An 18543-nucleotide genomic window follows, 5' to 3' on the forward strand; every position below is an offset into this window, starting at 1 on the left:
GTATTAATGTTTATTAAGCTTTCTCTTTGCAATAAGATACGTAATAATAAATGGCACAACAATTACAATTGCCATACCGATAAAGAATGAAAGCATCCCATTCGCAATAGACAGAAATCCTGGAACTCCGCCTATACCGATTGACTCTGCAGTTACATGCTGCATTGTGATGAAGGCACCGGCTATTGAGGACCCGAACACCGCAGCAATAAACGGATATTTGAAACGCAAATTCACACCAAACATCGCCGGTTCGGTAATTCCAAGCCAGGCAGATAGTCCGGAAGTACCCGCAAGTCCTTTGAGCTTTTCCTCTCTTGCAACAAGCATCATCGCGAAGGCTGCAGCACCCTGAGCAATATTAGATAATGCCAGAATCGGCCACAGAAAAGTGGAACCAGTGCTGCCGATCAGTTGTAGATCAATAGCCAGGAAGGTGTGGTGCATACCTGTAATAACCATTGGTGCATATATTGCTCCATAAACAAGACCGCCAATCAGTGCAAACTGATCAAATAATGCTACAAGTCCATCTGTGATTCCATTACCGATGGCAAACGTGATTGGACCGATAATAATAAATGTCAGGAATCCAGTAACCAGTAATGCTACAGGTGCTACCACAAGTAATTGTAATGAATCAATAACACGTTTTTTCATAAAGATTTCAATTTTCGCAAGCACCCATGATGCAAATAATACAGGAAGGACCTGACCCTGATAACCAATTTTATCTACTTCGAACCCGAATAGGTTCCACTTTGGAATTTCCCCTGCTTCCAATGCATCACCGTAGGACCATGCATTGAGAAGTGCCGGGTGAACCATTATCAGTCCGAGAACAACACCAAGCAATTCATTACCGCCAAACCGTTTCACAGCGGACCAGCCAATTAATGCCGGTAAAAAGGTAAATGCCGTATTTGCTATAATATTAATCATATTTGCCAAGCCTGCCCATTGCGGGTACATTTCCACAATCGGCTGATCACCGAAGACCGGATTTACCAGTATGTTGTTGATACCCATAAGTAAACCAGCAGTTACGATTGCAGGTAAAATAGGAATGAAAACATCAGCTAATACCTTGATAGCCTGCTGGAGTGGATTTTGTTTTTGTGCGGTAGCAGCTTTAACATCTTCCTTTGAAGCTTCACCAATACTCGTTTGATTAACCATTGCAGCATATACCTTGTCAACAGTTCCTTGGCCAATTACCACTTGAAACTGACCGTTAGCTGAAAAAGATCCTTTTACGATATCCATGTTTTCTAGCGTATCTTTATTAACTTGATCTTCATCCGATAACGCAAAACGAAGACGCGTCACACAATGGGTGGCAACATTAATATTATCCTCGCCACCCAGTGCTTCAACAATTTCACTCGCTTCTTGGCTATATTGGTCCGTTCCTTTTGCTGTAACTTTTTCCTCAGGTGCATTCTTTGTCTGCACATTGAATAGTGTTGAGTGGCCACCGACAACTGTTGAATCATTTGTTTTTTCAATTGATTCCAGTTCACTTCCATTTGTAATAATTACCGGCGTAATTACATCGGATGCATTTCCCCGGATATACTCTACGTCAAAGGTAATTAAGGGATCCCCGATTTTGACTTGGTCCCCTTGTTTCACATGTGCTTCAAATCCCTCACCGTCTAAAGACACTGTATCTAGACCGATATGAATTAATACCTCTACACCAGAATTTCCTCGGATTCCTACAGCATGCTTTGTAGGAAAAATCTGAACAACTTCCCCATCCAATGGTGCTACAACTTTACCATCACTCGGGTCAATTGCCAGCCCATCACCCATCATTTTTTCAGAAAAAGTTGGATCCGGAACATCTTCAAGCTTTTTTACCTGACCACTAAGTGGTGCATAAATCATTTCTTGTTTATTTACCACAGGAAAACCTCCCTAATTTTAAACTCATTTAAACATGTATATACAAGTTAACTTTTTTCAGTTTAACTTGTATATACATGTTTTGCAAGGGTTTTCATAAATAGAAAAACTTTTTAATGAAATCTGATTTACTTTCAAGATATCTATGTAAAAAGCTACCTTGCATAGTGTGTGCAAGGTAGCTTTTACTAGTCTAGATCGTTATATGGTAAAAACAGCAATCGATCATCATTTGCTGCCGGATCTCCACGACCATCCGTATTATTTGTCAGAAAATAGACTCCTTCGTTGGTGGCGAAAGCGTCACGAACTCGCCCTACATTCGAAACGATTAGCTCTTGGGTCTTGTTTACTGGATCAAACCGCCGCAGTCCCTCACCTCTTAATGAAGCAAAGTAGAAGAAACCATTTTGATAGGTCATTCCCGACGGTGCCCATGTATTTTCACCAGAGTGGATAATCGGACTCTCCATATTAGCAGCTGATTCATCACCCTGAATCTCCGGCCAGCCATAATTACTTCCTTTGATTATTCGGTTAATCTCGTCATGAGCACTTGAACCATGTTCCGTTGCAAACATTTCATCTGCTTCATTCCAGGCCATTCCTTGTGGATTACGATGTCCATACGTAAATACGTAGGAATCTTCAAATGGGTTGTCAGCAGGAATGGACCCGTCAAGGTTCATTCGTAAGATTTTTCCGGCTAAACTATCTGTTTCTTGTGCTAACTCCGGTTGTGTTGCATCACCAGTTGTAACATACAGTTTATTATCCGGGCCAATTTCGATTCGGCCACCTTGATGGAACTTTCCTCCTGGAACTTTATCGATTAATACAGCAGTTTCTGTCCATTGCTCTGCTGACTCTTCAATTGTGACTACCCTTTGATAATACTGATTATTTTCCTGGTAGGAATAATAGGCAAAAGCTTGATTTGTTTCGTTAAAATTATCCGGGATTGCGATACCTAATAACCCCGCCTCCGGTTGACTGGATAGATCCTTTGAGAATTGCACCTGCTTACGGGCCTGTTGATCGTTACTGATCGTAACAATTGAACCGGTTCGTTCACTTACATAAAATGTGTCATTCAGTTTGGCAATCTCCCATGGTTCCTGAAGGTTTTCAGCAATTACTTGCATGCTGCCTTCTGAATTTGAAAGACCAACATTTGCCTTATCTGATTCTTGCTGTCTTTCTTCATTCTGGGAACATGCGCTGAGAAAAAACACGAACGTGAAAATCAAAGCTAAATAACGGATTAGGAATCACCTCACAAATGATTATTTGGTTCAGTTTATCGTTTAAGCAGGCCTGATTCAATATTAACGCATCGATATAGAGTCTCATCTGTTTATTCCTCGAACCCATCTGCAATTTCGCAGTATTACTTACCCCGTCATTAAATAAAAAACGGCAGAAACACTACAATGTGCTTCTGCCGTATAAATTCATTATTAAATTTTCGTCTTTTTTGATGCTTTTTGGCGTTCACTGTTGTTCAATATTTTTTTACGAAGACGAATTGATTCTGGTGTTACCTCACAATACTCATCATCATTCAAATATTCAATTGCTTCTTCTAATGACATCTCTCTGGTTTTTCTAATCGTAGATGTCTGGTCCTTAGTTGCTGAACGAACGTTCGTCAAATGTTTTTCTTTTGTAATATTAACGGTTAAATCATTTTCACGATTATGCTCGCCTACAATCATTCCAGTGTAGATTTCGGTTCCAGGTTCTACGAAAATTACTCCACGATCTTCAAGCTGCATGATACCATAAGTGGATGCTTTACCATGTTCCATACCTACAAGTACACCTTCACGACGGCCGCCAACTTGACCTTTAGCAAATGGCTCATAAGCGTCAAATGTGTGATTTATGATACCATACCCGCGTGTTTGTGACATAAATTCGGTTGAATAACCGATTAATCCACGTGATGGCACTTTAAATTCTAAACGAACTTGGCCATTACCCTGGTTAACCATATCAAGCATTTCACCTTTACGTGCACCTAGCGATTCCATGACGGACCCAGTGTAATCTTCAGGTACATCTACTTGGACGCGTTCAAATGGCTCACACTTCACTCCATCAATCTCTTTAATAATTACTTGTGGCTTTGAAAGCTGTAATTCAAAGCCTTCACGACGCATGTTTTCAATCAAAATTGAAAGGTGTAATTCACCACGGCCTGAAACGGTCCATGCATCCGGCGAATCAGTTGGTTCAACACGTAAGCTGACATCCGTTTCTAATTGCTTCATCAGACGTTCTTCAATTCTTCGTGACGTGATATATTTACCTTCACGACCAGCAAATGGGCTGTTATTAACAACAAATGTCATTTGCAATGTTGGCTCATCAATACGCAACCACGGTAATGCCTCTGGATGATCATGTGCACAGATTGTTTCACCGACATTTATATCATCCAAACCAGCAATTGCGACGATATCGCCACCTTTGGCCTCTTGAATTTCAACTCGCTTTAAGCCTGTGAAGCCAAATAGTTTACTGATACGGAAGTTCTTTTGCGTGCCATCTTTTTTCATTACAACAACTTGCTGCCCGACGCTTATTTTACCTCGAACCACACGCCCTACACCAATTCTTCCGACATAGTCATTATAATCGAGCAGTGTAATCTGAAATTGTAACGGTTCTTCTTGGGTATCAGCTGGTGCAGGAATATGCCCCATGATCATTTTGAAAACTGGATCCATTGTTTCCTGTTGGTCATCAGGCTCTTCCCCAGACGTTCCATTTATTGCTGAAGCATAAACAACCGGGAATTCCAATTGGTTATCATCTGCTCCTAATTCAATAAATAAATCCAATACTTCATCGACAACCTCTTGTGGCCTTGCACTAGGTCGGTCTATTTTATTTAAAACGACAATAGGCGTCAATTTTTGTTCCAACGCTTTTTTCAATACAAACCGCGTTTGCGGCATTGTACCTTCATAAGCATCAACAACTAATATAACACCATCTACCATTTTCATAATACGCTCTACTTCCCCACCAAAGTCTGCGTGGCCAGGCGTATCTAAAATATTAATAGCTGTGTCATTATATTTAATCGCTGTGTTCTTTGCCAAAATGGTGATTCCACGTTCTCGTTCAATATCGTTGGAGTCCATGGCACGTTCATTCACTTGTTCATTCTCACGGAATGTTCCTGAGTATCTCAGCATCTGATCAACAAGTGTTGTTTTGCCATGGTCAACATGGGCGATAATTGCGATGTTACGAATATCTTCTCTTAATTGCATAAAAAGTACGCTCCTCTATTATTACGGGGTGAATCAAACTATCCAATTGTAACATAGAAATCTAATTAGTAAAAGCCAAAGTAAATTTTGCTCCTCCGAGTTTGGATTCGTGTACCATGATTTTCCCGCCTGATTGTTCAATAATAGCTCGTGCAATTGCTAGTCCTAAACCAGTTTCCCCATTTTTACCTTTAACAAACCGATGAAAAATATGTGGTATTAATTCCTTGGGAATCCCTTCACCATCATCTTCAATAACTATTAAATCCTTATCAAGAGTTATATCGACACGGGTCTTTGCATGTCGAATCGCATTAAAAGTAACGTTTAATAATGCTCGAAGAACCTTTTCCTGATCAACAAAAAGTGAACTGTCGTAGTTGACCTCCTGATTAATTGTAATACGTCTTTCATTAACCATCGGTAATGTTCTATCCATTACTTGATCAATCAATTCGGAAGCACTCACGTTCTCTGGCTGATAGACAGCTTGTTCACTATCAAGCTTCGCTAACAGAATCATTTCATTTATAATCATTTTCAGTCGTTTAACTTCCGTAACCATCATTTCCAGCCCTTTTTCCTGTTCCTGCTCATCAAATACCTTATCACGAATCCCCTCTGCATACCCTTGTACGGTCATCAGTGGTGTCTTTAATTCATGACTTGCATTCTGGAAAAAGGCTTGCTGCGAATTAACGTACCGCTGCAGTTCAGACGCCATTTCATAAACACTTTGTTCCACTTCCTTTATTTCACCGGTCGCTTTGATTGATTCTAGTTCATCAAATTTACGCTTCTCAATTTTTTTCAACTGCCCCTTCAATCTGCTTAGAGGTGTCACCAATTTGTTCGTTAGAAAATAACTAAGGAACACTGCTGCAATCGCACCGATTACAAAGACAATTACCAGCCGTTGGAAGAAATCCTGTTGTACTGCCTGTAAATCATTTATTGGTGTCAAAAGTATTAATTCCAGTCCTGTGCTTCCTGGTTTAAACAAAATACGTTGTGTTACGAATTTGTTATTTCCAATTTCCCAGAGTTCCTTTTGATCGTCTGCAAAATTATTATTTGCTGAAAATCCATTTACATACCTCGGAGGCATTGTAGAATCCAATACACGATTCTGATTACGATCATATAGGAAAAGATCCAAATCCTGCTCATCCAGAAAATCACTGAATCCTTGCAAACTGTTCCCTCTGCCATTTTCATTCAGGACCTGAACCAACAATTCTCCATTTTGTTTTAGTTCAGCCTGTTCATCCTCAATAAGCATGTCCATAAGTAAAGAGTAGATGACAAGTCCTGTAACCGTAAGCATCACAAGGAGTAACGTTGTAAAAGCCAGATTGAGCTGTGATTGAAGTTTCATGTCTGATCCTCTTCACTGCGCAGACGATACCCATAGCCCCATACAGTTTCTAATGGAATATCAGTCAGTTTTTTACGTATCCGTTTAACCAGATCATCAACAGCTCTATCACTGCCAAAATAATCTTCTCCCCAAATCTTTATTAAAAGCTCTTCACGTGAAAAAGCTCGGTTTACATTTTCAGCAAACAGTAAGAGCATATCAAATTCCTTAGTAGTCACATCCTGTTCCTCGCCATTCCAAAAAATCCTGCGATCACTCTGATGAATTAACATGTTGTCAACCTTTATCCTGTCATGTCCAACCTCACTTACCTCCGCTTGTGGCTGGGTGCGTTTAAAAACCCTTTTCACACGTGCAAGCAACTCTCGTGGACTAAATGGCTTTGTTAAGTAATCGTCCCCTCCTAACTCCAGTCCAAGGATTTTGTCAATTTCATCGTCTTTTGCAGAAATAATAATGATTGGTACATTACTTTCATTTCTGATTTTTTTACAAAATTCATATCCATCCATTCCAGGGAGCATGATATCCAGTATCCACATGTCTGGAGGTTGTGTTTCCCAAAGTTCCCAGGCTTTTTCAGCAGACTCCATAACCGTTACATGAAAGCCTTCCTTTTTTAAATAAGCAGAAACGATGTTTTGAATATTCGTATCATCTTCTACTACACCAATGTGATCACTCATGTAATCCCCCCTTAAACGTCATATTATTCTTACTTATATTTTTACATAAGTTAGTATTTGTGAACACTAATAAGCAAATTACACACTTTTTCCATATTTATACCAAAGTCATACCAAACATAAAACCTACAATTAGAATTGTACTAAATAAGAAAAGGGTGATGTACTTATGGATCGTAATGATTATGATAATAACCAAGAGATGGAAGATAACTCTTTAGATAATCAGGAACAACAAACAGATACAAGTGCTGGTATTGCACAAACAGCAAAACAAAATGCTAAATCAAAGCAGGAGAAACCTAAGCAAAAATCAGGTGCTAAAACACTTATGAGTGGAATTATTGGTGGAGTAATTTCTGCAGTAATTGTTGCTTTATTATTCACAACAAACATTATACCAATAGATCAGCAGAAAAATAGTAATACTGCTTCTTCAGAAAGCAACGAGCAATCGGCTCCTGAAATAGCAGAAACGGTGGCATCAGAAGGCTCAAATATTGCTTCCAACATGGATGAAGCTTCTAAGGCCGTAGTTGGGGTTATTAATAAACAACAGCAAAGTGTATGGACCCAAAGCAAACAAGCAGGGGCTGGCTCTGGCATAATTTATAAAGAAAAAGACGGAAAAGCATATGTCGTAACAAATCAGCATGTTGTTGAAGGTGCTGAAGAAGTAGAAGTTGTGTTAAGCAGTGATACTCGTATTACAGCAAAAGTATTAGGAACAGATTCATTCACAGACTTAGCTGTACTTCAAATTGATGGTAAAAAAGTAAACACAATCGCTGATCTTGGTTCCTCTAAGAATTTAAAAGTTGGTGACACAGTCATTGCGATTGGAAATCCACTAGGCATGAATTTTGCTAACTCAGTTACAAAAGGAATAGTTAGTGGCCTTGATCGGTCAGTAAGTATTGATACAAATGGTGATGGACAGCCAGACTGGATTACAGAAGTCATCCAAACCGATGCAGCAATTAACCCAGGTAACAGTGGCGGAGCCCTGATTAATTCCAAAGGTAAAGTTATTGGGATTAACTCTATGAAAATAGCAAAGACATCAGTAGAAGGTATTGGTTTTGCCATACCAATTGATGAAGCACAGCCAATTATGAAGCAACTTGAAAAAGACGGAGAAGTAGCACGTCCATTCATTGGAATCAGCACTGCTTCACTTGGTCAAGTACCACCGCAGTATCGAGATCGAATCCAGCTTCCCGAAGAGATTGAAGGCGGTATGGTAGTTGCCAAAGTACAACAAGGGTCACCAGCAAGTAAAGCAGAACTGCAGCAGTTCGACGTAATCACAAAAATTAACGGTAATAAAATCTCATCCATCTTGGACCTGCGAAAGTATTTGTATAATGAAACAAAAATTGGCGAGTCCGTAAAGCTAGAGATTTATCGGGACGGTGAACCTAAGACGATAGAGTTAGAGTTAGTTAAACGCGAGAAATAAGCCGCTTTTTCAAAAACTTGCAGTGATTACCACTGCAAGTTTTTTATTTTGTCTTTTTCGTAAGTGTTACTATTAGACCCAAAATACAACATAATTCGGAAAAATACTTGCGTGCTATGACATCATTTCGGAAACACACTCACATAGGTAGGCGAATACCAACAACAGCCTTTTAGAAAACAGCCTTGTTTAAGAGAATATATTACGTATTTATGTTAAATTAATTATATAATGTGGAACAGAAGTGTAAAATGCACTATTATCCAATAACTATTTATAAAGGAAGTGATTTTATGAAATGCCCTTCATGTGGCGAACAAACAGCAGAAGGAAAGTTTTGTACTAATTGTGGTGCAGAGTTAAGACAAGAGGAACAATATGAGTCTGTAGCTGAACCGATCACCTCAGCATCGTCGGCTGATCAAAATCCGAACGAAACTGTTGAGAAACTCAAGACTACCGGATCCAATTTCGGGCATTTTTTTGTAACATTAGTTAAAAGCCCAAGTGAAGCAAAAAAAGCTAATGGATCTGATATGAGTTCAGGAATAATTACATTTGCACTATTTTCATTATTAATTGCTTTAAGCTATCATTTAATACTTAGTACGATTCAAATGGGCTTTTTTATGCAAATTTCATTTCTGGATAGCTTTATTTTGCCATTTATAATTTTTACTATTTTGTACTTACTAATCGCTGGATTAACATTCGCTGGTGCTAAGCTTTCTGTTCAAGCAGTTACGTTTCCAGATGTTATTGCAAAATACGGTGCCTATTTAGTGCCATTTTTACTCTTATTTACTAGTGGAATCTTGTTCTGGCTAATTGGCCTCTCGGCGTTGGCCGGGCTAATTTTATTCATAAGCATTCTTGGTTCACTGCTTATAGCACCTACATTTATACTAATGGAACAAGAACCTATTGGGTTTGACCGAATTTATGTATTGATTGGTTTATACATCATTATATTGCTGGTGTCTGGGCTTTTCATTCAATCATTCATGGATTCAATGCTCGGAAGCTTTATGAACACGATGTTTAACAGTGGCTTTTAAAACTCTCCACTTTCAAGACGAATAATTATACTTACTTAACTGCAAAAATAAATCCGAACTAATTCAAATTCTATTTCAAGAATTTTGAATCATAGTTCGGATTTTTACTTTGACTAAAATTTCTTCCGACCTCTTTTCTATCCAAAGAAAAGGTCCAGAATATTACTTCCAGATGAACTTTTTTTATTATAAAACTCTGAATAACCACAATTGCTGCATGAAATTACGATGAACTGATTATTTTGTACATCAAACATCTTGGATAGGCCTGTCCCAGTCATCGATACTTCTTTCTGATCGGCATCAGTACTGCCGCATTTAATACAACCTTCTTTCTCTGCCATTTCCATCAACTCCTTCATAATTTATACGATACACTTTTCCATTCGTTTCAATTAATTTTGATCCTTTCCAAATATCCCATAAAAAAAAAGGGTTATGACATCCTCTGTTAACGAAAGCATTTTTGTACTAACTTCGTCTCGTTGCATGTATTCCATAAACATTTGTATATAAAATAAAATAGCATCATTTGATATGTTTGGATTTACATACCCCAGCCTTTTCCCTTCATCAAAGAACTGGATCATCCTCGGAACAACCTTGTTCGTATAATAATCATTGATAGAGGTATCGGCTTTATAATACTTCATAAACTCCTTAAAGAATGTCTCACTTATTTGATTTGCTATTTCACCCTCTTTAAAGATTATCTGTTTAATCTTTTCATCATACGAAAGGTTACTATCCAATAGTATTTCATAATCACGCCATATCTCCTCAAGGTAATAAACCATAACTGCATGTGTAAGATCATCTTTACTGCCAAAATAATTATAAATCGTAACTTGGGATACATTAGCCTGATCAGCTATTTCTGTTACGGATACCTTTTTAATTCCAAAATCTTTAAACAAAGACAAAGCGGCATTCAAAATTGTATCCTTTTTCCGTTCCTTTCGTTTTTGAAACCCGTCCATGTATTTCACCTCACACTTTTATCTTATTAAAATTTATGTAATAAAACAATTAAAATATTTCATAAACTATTGTAATTAAACGTTATTTTATATATTATGAACTATATAAATAAAAATATTTCATAACTTTTATTATAAGAGGTGAGGATATGACAATTACAATTAATGGCTTAACAAAAGAGTTTTCAAATGGCAAAGGAATTTTTGATATATCTTTTACAGTCGCGGATGGGGAGGTGTTTGGTTTTCTTGGCCCAAATGGTGCAGGAAAGTCAACTACCATCAGGCATCTAATGGGATTCATTAAGCCAACAACAGGCAGTTCAGAAATCAATCAGTTAGATTGCTGGAGAAACAGTGCCAGAATTCAAAAGTCAGTTGGATATTTACCAGGGGAAACGGCATTTTTAGAAGGAATGACCGGGAAAGAATTTCTAAATCTTCTAGCTGGTATGCGCAACATGAAACATACCAAACGTCAAAAGGAATTAATTGACCGGTTTCAATTCAACGTCAATACACCTATCCGGAAAATGTCTAAAGGAATGAAGCAAAAAGTGGGAATTGTAGCAGCTTTCATGCATGATCCAGAAGTACTCATTCTAGACGAACCAACAAGTGGACTTGATCCATTAATGCAAAGTATTTTTGTCGAATTGATTGGTGAGGAAAGAGATAAAGGGAAAACCATTTTGATGTCTTCGCATAGTTTTTCCGAGATCGATCGTACAAGTGACCGTGTTGGGATTATTAAGGATGGTGAACTTGTTGCGATCGAAGAAATACGTAGGCTGCAAACCATACAACGGAAAATCTTTGATGTAACAGTAAAATCGGAAGAAGACATTACTACCATTAAAAATAGTCCCCTGGAAGTAAAACAAACGGAACAACTCCGGGTGCAGATTATAGTTCAAGGCGATTATGAACAATTCGTACAAATTATCAGTCACTGTGGAATTAACAGTATTGATGTACATCACCAAAACCTCGAAGATATTTTCATGCATTATTACGAAATGGTTGGTGACCCAAAATGAGCAGATCACTTTTCGCTACAATGATGAAAAATAAAGGTAAAACAATTATCAGTTTTACGCTCGGGTCAATTTTTTATTTATCATTAGTCATCTGGCTTTATCCTTCTATAGCAAATTCACAGGCATTTGATACAATGTTTAAGGAAATGCCAGAAGGTCTGATGAGTGCCTTCGGATTTAGCGAAGGTATTAATAGTCTAAGCGGATTTGTGGCAGGTGAGTATTACGGACTTTTATTCATTATCATCTTACTAATTTATTGTGTGACAACAGCTACACAACTGATTGTACGTCTAGTTGATCAAGGATCCATGGCTTATCTGTTATCAAGCGGATTATCACGATTTAAAATTGCCATGACTCAAATAGCTGTCATCTTGTTGGGGCTAATATTTATTATTGTTATTACTACAATTTCCGGCGTCGTAGGGGCAAATATTTTTATAGAAGAAGGCAATTTCAGTGGGACACATTTCATCGAGTTAAACATTGTAACATTCATGCTGTTCTTTGTAATCAGTGGCTATTGCTTTTTCTTTTCTTGTTTATTTAATGACGAGAGAAAAACACTATCGGTTGCAGGTGGTATATCATTCATATTTTTCGCCGTCGATATGGTATCCAAAATTAGTGATAAATTGGACTGGATGCAGTATTTCACTATTTTCTCAACGTTTAGAGCAACCGAAATCGCGCAAGGCTCAGTAAACATATTACCGATATGCATTTGGCTTGGAGTCACAGGCGTTGTTTTATATTCCGCAGCTGTAATTATTTTCAACAAACGTGACTTACCCTTGTAAGCAAAAAATCGTGCACAGAAACTAAAGCTGTGCACGACTATTCTTCTTCATACTTCTGATGATTTGGTGTTACTCCGGTAAAATTACCGTCTTGATCAGCTGCAAGATAACTCTCCTCATCCTCAACACTACCTACATTTTCATCACTATTCGGGTACATTTCATTATAACTATCTTTCTCACCATAAAAATCGGAAGGTGATTCAGACGTACCGTACCTGCTTACATCCTGCCAAGCGTCCTCCGCATCATAACCGGTCTGTTCTTCTTCTGTTACTTCATTAGGATTAATGTTAGGACTGAAGACTTGTTCCTCAACAGGACGATCACCCATAAAATTACCGTGTTCCGCATGATCCAGACATCGGTCTGCAGTAGGAACTGCCTGTAGCCGCTCATACGAAATATCCTCACCGCATCTACTGCAGATTCCATATGTTCCATCGGCTATAGCATGAAGAGCTGCATTGATATCTTCAAGTTCTCTTTCAGCGTGTTCATTTAATGCTATATCTTTTTCCCGCTCAAACATTTCTGTTCCTTGGTCTCCGGGATGATTATCATAATTTGACAACTCACTCATCGATTCTTTTATTAATTCGAGATCAGTACCAAAGTGGTCTTGAACATGATTGATTAATTCTGATTGTCGTTCCAATAAAGCTGCTTTACATTGATAAAGTTGATTGTTATTTATCACAGCAGTCAGCCTCCATTTCATGTGATTAAAATTGGCTCGCTAACTATACTATGTGAAAAAATATAAAGGTTGATACCTTATTTTGCCTCCCAAATCATGTCAATGTGGGGAATTCCATCCTCCAAATAAGAATCTGAAACCTGTTCAAAACCTAGCCCTGAGTAAAAATCATTTAAGTATTCCTGCCCTTGGACTTTAATTCTTTTTTCATTCCATTCGTTCACGATATAATCAATTGCTTTTTGCATAATTTCCTGTGCATAGCCATGGCGACGAAATTTTTTCAAAACTAAAACACGGCCGATTGAAACTTCCTCGTATTTGGAATTACTAGGCAGAATACGGACATTTGCGGCAAACTCTCCATTGATTTTTAAAAAGTAATGCATCGCTTGTTGATCATAATTATCCAATTCGGGATAAGGGCAATCCTGTTCAACGACAAAAACATCCACTCTTAATTTCAGCAATGCATATAATTCATCGTTTGTTAGTTTGTCAAATGACTTAATGAACAAATCCACTACCTTTTCACTTCCTTATCAATTTCTTCCTGTACAATAAAAGCCAAGTCATCATTACCAAACAGCTGAAGCACATTAAGTACCGTTTGGCTTGGTATTTCTTCAGATTCCTTCTTGGGTACAGTTAATTCTAATGCTTCTCTAAGCGCTTCATTTTTCGTCTGTGAAGGATACGCTTTTTCGTACAATGATTTAGGGTCAAGGTCATTGTTTATACACCACTGCGCATAAATTAAAATCATCATTTTCTCATCATGCTGATAACTTTTAATTACCTGTTCTTCAACTTCTTTTTCATCCATATTATTCACCTACTTTTCGAAGCATAAACACCCACAAAAATGTTAACGCCTGTTTCAGATCCAGCGGTAAATTTTTATAGTGTTGCTCCTTTACTTCATCTTTATAAACGCCAAATCCATCGATATACTGCAAGTTATTTTCAGATGCAAGCTTCTGGAATTCCCATGGCATCATCGTATTGCAAATTGCCTCTTTACCCTGAAGGCGTGGGTAACTATTTGATCTTGGCCCTGCAGTTGGTCCTAGAACGCCAACACATAACAGGCCATCTTCTTTAAGGACTCGATGAAGCTCCACTAATGCTCTCTCAGGATACTCCGTCCATTCCAGAACATTAATAGTCATAATCCCATCACTGCTGTTTGCAGCAAATGGCAGTTCTCCCACATCACCTTGCATGAATTTTATCTCTTCTTTATGTAATTGTTGTTTTGCACGTGAAATCATTTCATTAGAAAGGTCCATACCAGTCACATCATATCCTAACTGATGCAATTTATAGGATCCATATCCATCGCCACAGCCAATATCCAGAATTTTGCTTCCTTTTTCGAAATGCTTCTCGATGAATGGAACAATGTCCTTCCTGCTACCATTGTCCCACATATTTTTACTGCGTTCATTCCAGAAATCTGCACGGGAATCCCACTGTGCTTCCGCTTCCTTACGCCAATTAAATGTTTCTGCCACAGAACCCCTCCAATTAAGAGTATTTCTTACATTATAAACTAAAAAAAGGTTTATCTCACGAAGAGATAAACCTTTTTATATCATCTATTATAGACGTGTTACGTTAGCTGCTTGTGGTCCGCGGTTACCTTCAACGATTTCAAACTCAACGTCTTGACCTTCTTCAAGAGTTTTGAAACCTTCTGCATTGATTGCTGAGAAATGTACGAATACATCGTCTCCGTCTTCGCGTTCGATGAAACCGAAGCCTTTTTCAGCGTTAAACCATTTTACTTTACCAGTCATTAAAATGACCTCCCTATATACAAATATCGTGCAAAGTAATTGAATCATAAATACTTTTACACCACTTTGATAAAGAGATCGTAAAGTATTACAAACTTCAATTTCCTATTGCACTCTTAACTTTACCCTTTCTCGGAATAAAATGCAAGTAATTTGATAAATTATTTTTCACTTCCTAGCTGCTTAGAATGAACGAAGGATCTTGCTGTAAATGCACGGTGATATGCAAAGTTTTCTATAAGAAGTTTTCTGTAAAAGCTCTAGTTGAAAATCCTTAGATAAATTGGTAAAATATTATCTTGCAAGAATATAAAAAAATACCGACTACCAAACATTTATATCTTGCAAATATGAATGACAGGTGGTAATTAAAATGATAAACAGTAAGGAATACCAAGTATTACTGTACTACAAATATGTCCGAATTGATAATTCTGAGGAATACGCTATGGAGCATCTGCAATTCTGTAAGGATCTTGACTTAAGAGGACGTATTCTGGTTGCTGATGAAGGCATCAATGGAACAGTATCTGGAACGATAGAACAAACAGAGAAATACATGGAGGCAATGCACAACGACCCGCGTTTTGCTGATATGACATTCAAAATTGATGAACATGAAGGACATGCTTTCAAAAAAATGCATGTACGCCCACGAAATGAAATAGTTTCACTTCGTTTGGAGGATGACATTAACCCCAAACAAACGACAGGCAAATATTTCGAACCTGAGGAATTCTTTGAAGCCATGCAGGATGAGAACACTGTTGTCCTGGATGCACGTAACGATTACGAATATGATCTTGGGCATTTCCGTGGAGCTATCCGACCAGACATTGAAGCATTTCGTGAATTGCCTGAGTGGGTGGAAAAAAATAAACACCTCATCGAAGGGAAACGTGTGTTGACCTATTGCACTGGCGGAATCCGTTGTGAAAAATTCTCTGGCTGGTTAGTTAAAGAAGGATTTGAAGACGTTGCGCAGCTACATGGCGGAATCGTATCATATGGAAAAGACCCAAATGTACAAGGTGAGCTTTGGGATGGTCAATGTTACGTTTTTGACGAACGAATTTCCGTGCCTATTAATAAAAAAGAACACGTTGTAGTCGGCGTGGATTACTTTGATGGTCAGCCATGTGAACGCTATGTTAACTGTGCTAACCCTGAATGTAATAAACAAATTCTTTGCTCGGATGAAAATGAGCATAAATATATGCGTGGCTGTATGCACGAATGCCGTATAAGTCCTCGAAACATGTACGTAAAAGAACATGATTTATCTGAAGAAGAAGTCCAGGAACGACTTGCAGCACTTGAAGATGTTATAAAGCAAGAAGTTTAAGCACAAGATAGTTTTCCTAATAATGAAAGGTAGGCGAGATAATCTCACCTACCTTTTTTTAATGTCAAATTAACTAAGATGTTTGCTGTTTCTTTTTAGCTGATTTACTTTGCAGGAATTGCATTGTTGTAATTACTCCAAATACCACTAAACCTACTAATGAAAATTTGATATCTGGATATACTAGAAGTAATCCTCCAATTATTAAAACAATTCGTTCAATCCGATTTAATGTGTTTACATAATAGCCAATCAGACTTGAACTGATTGCCATCATTCCCAGCATTGCTGTAATAACAGCTATCGATACATTTGTTACATTCGCATCTCCCTGCAATAGCAGGATTGGTTGCGAAACAAACATATATGGAATAATAAATGCTGCAATCGCTAACTTAACAGCAGTTACACCAGCTTTCATTGGATTCGCTTTTGCTATACCTGCCCCTGCATATGCAGCTAAACAAACAGGTGGTGTAATATCAGCGACGATTCCAAAGTAAAATACAAACATATGAACAGCAATTACTGGTACATCAAATGCCAGAAGTGCAGGTGCTGCCATTGTTGCTGTTACTACATAGTTTGCAGTGGTTGGCAGTCCCATGCCCAAGATAATACATGCTACCATGGTAAACACCATTACAAGGAAGAATTGGCCTTGTGCAAGATCGATTATTCCACCAGCAATCTTTGGACCTAATCCTGTCGTTGTTACAGTCCCAGCAATAATACCCGCAGTAGCACAGGCTGCAATTACTGGCAAAGCAGTCCTTGCTCCTTCTTCTAGCAAATTAACAATACCTTTAAACGACATTCTAGTATCTTTTCTAAAGAAACTAATGGTAAATGCAACAAATATTGCAAATAAGGCCGCGAAGGTTGGTGTATAGCCAGCAAGCAAGAATCCAACAATTATGACTAGAGGTGCAAATAAATCGAGTCTCTTTATAAGATTTTTCGTATTGGGTAATTGTTCCTTAGCAAGACCTAATATACCCTGCTTTCTAGCCTCAAAGTGTGTACCCATGAACAACCCAGAGAAATAAAGAACTGCCGGAATAATAGCAATTAAAATTATTTCATTATATGGAAACCCAGTATAAGATGCCATAATAAACGCAGCAGCACCCATGATCGGTGGCATTATTTGTCCACCAGTAGAAGCCGCAGCCTCTGTTGCAGCAGCAAAATGCGGTTTAAATCCTGCATTTTTCATCATCGGAATAGTAAATGAGCCTGATCCAACCGTATTTGCAACTGAACTACCACTTACCATACCTTGAAGTCCACTTGCTGCAACAGCAGCCTTTGCAGTTCCTCCAGTGTATTTACCTGTTAAACGCAACGCAATGTCATTAAAAAATTGGCCGATGTTTGTTTTTACCAAGATTACTCCAAAGAAGAGGAATAAATAAATGTATGTGGATGAAATTTGTATAGGGATACCAAAAATGGAGCTTGAACTAAAGAACATTTCAGTTGCAAGAGACGGCCAATCATAACCAGCGTGTCCAATAATTGGAATGTACTGACCAAATAAACCATAAAGCAAGGCAAGTATTGCGATTATAACTATAGGTAGTCCAACAACACGTCTAGTTGCTTCCAGCAATAAAATTATTCCAGCTGTTGCTACGATTTGATCAAGGGCTGTGAAACCAAATATAATCGCTTCATTAATCAGATGATCATAATTGTAAATAATATAGTAATTTGATAGAAGTGCAGCTATAGCTAATAGGGCATCATACCATGGCACCCCTCTACGCTTAGTCATAGATGGCTTTATCGGGTATAAAAGATATACCAGACTCAAGCCTGCACCAAGATGTATTGCGCCTTGAATTAAGGAGACCTTAGATCCATAAAATGCCGTGTAAAGTTGGAATATGGTTAAGGCAGCACCAATTATAAGGGTAATCCATCCCCAAGGTCCGAGATTAGTACGGAAGGCACTTTCTTTGTCGTATTTAGCCATCAGCTCATGCTGGTCGATTTCTTCTGTATTCTGATCAGCCATCGCTTCCCCCTCCATTTCTTCCTGTCTATGTATTGAGGAGAAAAAACCGGACTAAATAGCCCGGT

General features: G+C 38.2%; 18 protein-coding genes. 5 read left to right on the forward strand and 13 right to left on the reverse strand.

Annotation, left to right across the window (positions count from 1 at the left end):
• Positions 1 to 3 precede the first annotated feature (3 nt).
• From treP to ACTWQM_RS10785, 5 genes are all read right to left on the reverse strand, one after another.
• Positions 4 to 1893, reverse strand: a complete 1890-nt coding sequence (gene treP, locus ACTWQM_RS10765) for a PTS system trehalose-specific EIIBC component (RefSeq protein WP_443258389.1) — start codon at positions 1891 to 1893, stop codon at positions 4 to 6.
• 206 nt (positions 1894 to 2099) lie between these two features.
• Entirely contained in the window at positions 2100 to 3056 is a 957-nt protein-coding gene (locus ACTWQM_RS10770) for a PQQ-dependent sugar dehydrogenase (RefSeq protein WP_443258158.1), read from the reverse strand.
• A 315-nt stretch (positions 3057 to 3371) separates the two neighbouring features.
• Complete coding sequence (gene typA / locus ACTWQM_RS10775) at positions 3372 to 5198, reverse strand: translational GTPase TypA (protein ID WP_443258159.1); 1827 nt, start codon at positions 5196 to 5198, stop codon at positions 3372 to 3374.
• A 61-nt stretch (positions 5199 to 5259) separates the two neighbouring features.
• Entirely contained in the window at positions 5260 to 6576 is a 1317-nt protein-coding gene (locus tag ACTWQM_RS10780) for a sensor histidine kinase (protein WP_443258160.1), read from the reverse strand.
• Complete coding sequence (locus tag ACTWQM_RS10785; protein WP_443258161.1) at positions 6573 to 7265, reverse strand: response regulator transcription factor; 693 nt, start codon at positions 7263 to 7265, stop codon at positions 6573 to 6575. Before ACTWQM_RS10785 ends, ACTWQM_RS10780 begins: the two co-directional genes overlap by 4 nt.
• 169 nt (positions 7266 to 7434) lie before the next feature.
• On the opposite strand from ACTWQM_RS10785, the gene ACTWQM_RS10790 reads away from it, so the two are divergent.
• Together ACTWQM_RS10790 and ACTWQM_RS10795 are read left to right on the forward strand one after the other, a co-directional pair.
• Positions 7435 to 8727 carry a S1C family serine protease gene (locus tag ACTWQM_RS10790; protein ID WP_443258162.1) on the forward strand — a complete coding sequence of 431 codons (1293 nt, stop codon included), beginning with the start codon at positions 7435 to 7437 and terminating at the stop codon, positions 8725 to 8727.
• A 293-nt stretch (positions 8728 to 9020) separates the two neighbouring features.
• A complete protein-coding gene (locus ACTWQM_RS10795) occupies positions 9021 to 9785 on the forward strand; it encodes a hypothetical protein (protein WP_443258163.1) in 765 nt (254 codons plus the stop codon).
• Between the two features lie 137 nt (positions 9786 to 9922).
• Here the strand turns inward: ACTWQM_RS10795 and ACTWQM_RS10800 are convergent, their stop codons facing one another.
• Complete coding sequence (locus ACTWQM_RS10800) at positions 9923 to 10129, reverse strand: zinc ribbon domain-containing protein (protein WP_443258164.1); 207 nt, start codon at positions 10127 to 10129, stop codon at positions 9923 to 9925.
• A 51-nt stretch (positions 10130 to 10180) separates the two neighbouring features.
• Positions 10181 to 10765, reverse strand: coding sequence for a TetR/AcrR family transcriptional regulator (locus ACTWQM_RS10805; protein WP_443258165.1), 585 nt, complete (start codon positions 10763 to 10765; stop codon positions 10181 to 10183).
• Between the two features lie 149 nt (positions 10766 to 10914).
• On the opposite strand from ACTWQM_RS10805, the gene ACTWQM_RS10810 reads away from it, so the two are divergent.
• A complete protein-coding gene (locus ACTWQM_RS10810; protein WP_443258166.1) occupies positions 10915 to 11805 on the forward strand; it encodes an ABC transporter ATP-binding protein in 891 nt (296 codons plus the stop codon).
• Positions 11802 to 12608 (forward strand): ABC transporter permease subunit, encoded by an 807-nt coding sequence (locus ACTWQM_RS10815; RefSeq protein ID WP_443258167.1) that lies wholly within the window; start codon positions 11802 to 11804, stop codon positions 12606 to 12608. Before ACTWQM_RS10810 ends, ACTWQM_RS10815 begins: the two co-directional genes overlap by 4 nt.
• A 37-nt stretch (positions 12609 to 12645) precedes the next feature.
• On the opposite strand, the gene ACTWQM_RS10820 is transcribed toward ACTWQM_RS10815, so the two are convergent.
• From ACTWQM_RS10820 to ACTWQM_RS10840, 5 genes are all read right to left on the reverse strand, one after another.
• Positions 12646 to 13308, reverse strand: a complete 663-nt coding sequence (locus ACTWQM_RS10820) for a TraR/DksA C4-type zinc finger protein (protein ID WP_443258168.1) — start codon at positions 13306 to 13308, stop codon at positions 12646 to 12648.
• A gap of 77 nt (positions 13309 to 13385) precedes the next feature.
• On the reverse strand, positions 13386 to 13832 hold the full coding sequence (locus ACTWQM_RS10825) for a GNAT family N-acetyltransferase (protein WP_443258169.1): 447 nt from the start codon (positions 13830 to 13832) through the stop codon (positions 13386 to 13388).
• On the reverse strand, positions 13832 to 14134 hold the full coding sequence (locus ACTWQM_RS10830; RefSeq protein ID WP_443258170.1) for a hypothetical protein: 303 nt from the start codon (positions 14132 to 14134) through the stop codon (positions 13832 to 13834). Before ACTWQM_RS10830 ends, ACTWQM_RS10825 begins: the two co-directional genes overlap by 1 nt.
• A gap of 1 nt (position 14135) precedes the next feature.
• Positions 14136 to 14825 (reverse strand): class I SAM-dependent methyltransferase, encoded by a 690-nt coding sequence (locus tag ACTWQM_RS10835; RefSeq protein WP_443258171.1) that lies wholly within the window; start codon positions 14823 to 14825, stop codon positions 14136 to 14138.
• Between the two features lie 87 nt (positions 14826 to 14912).
• On the reverse strand, positions 14913 to 15110 hold the full coding sequence (locus ACTWQM_RS10840; RefSeq protein WP_090867773.1) for a cold shock domain-containing protein: 198 nt from the start codon (positions 15108 to 15110) through the stop codon (positions 14913 to 14915).
• 373 nt (positions 15111 to 15483) lie between these two features.
• Between ACTWQM_RS10840 and trhO the strand changes: the two genes are divergently transcribed.
• Complete coding sequence (gene trhO, locus ACTWQM_RS10845) at positions 15484 to 16455, forward strand: oxygen-dependent tRNA uridine(34) hydroxylase TrhO (RefSeq protein ID WP_443258172.1); 972 nt, start codon at positions 15484 to 15486, stop codon at positions 16453 to 16455.
• Positions 16456 to 16528: 73 nt separating this feature from the next.
• On the opposite strand, the gene ACTWQM_RS10850 is transcribed toward trhO, so the two are convergent.
• Positions 16529 to 18478, reverse strand: coding sequence for a TRAP transporter permease (locus ACTWQM_RS10850; protein ID WP_443258173.1), 1950 nt, complete (start codon positions 18476 to 18478; stop codon positions 16529 to 16531).
• Positions 18479 to 18543 lie beyond the last annotated feature (65 nt).

This window comes from Virgibacillus sp. L01 (assembly GCF_052246775.1).
Taxonomy (GTDB): domain Bacteria; phylum Bacillota; class Bacilli; order Bacillales; family Amphibacillaceae; genus Lentibacillus.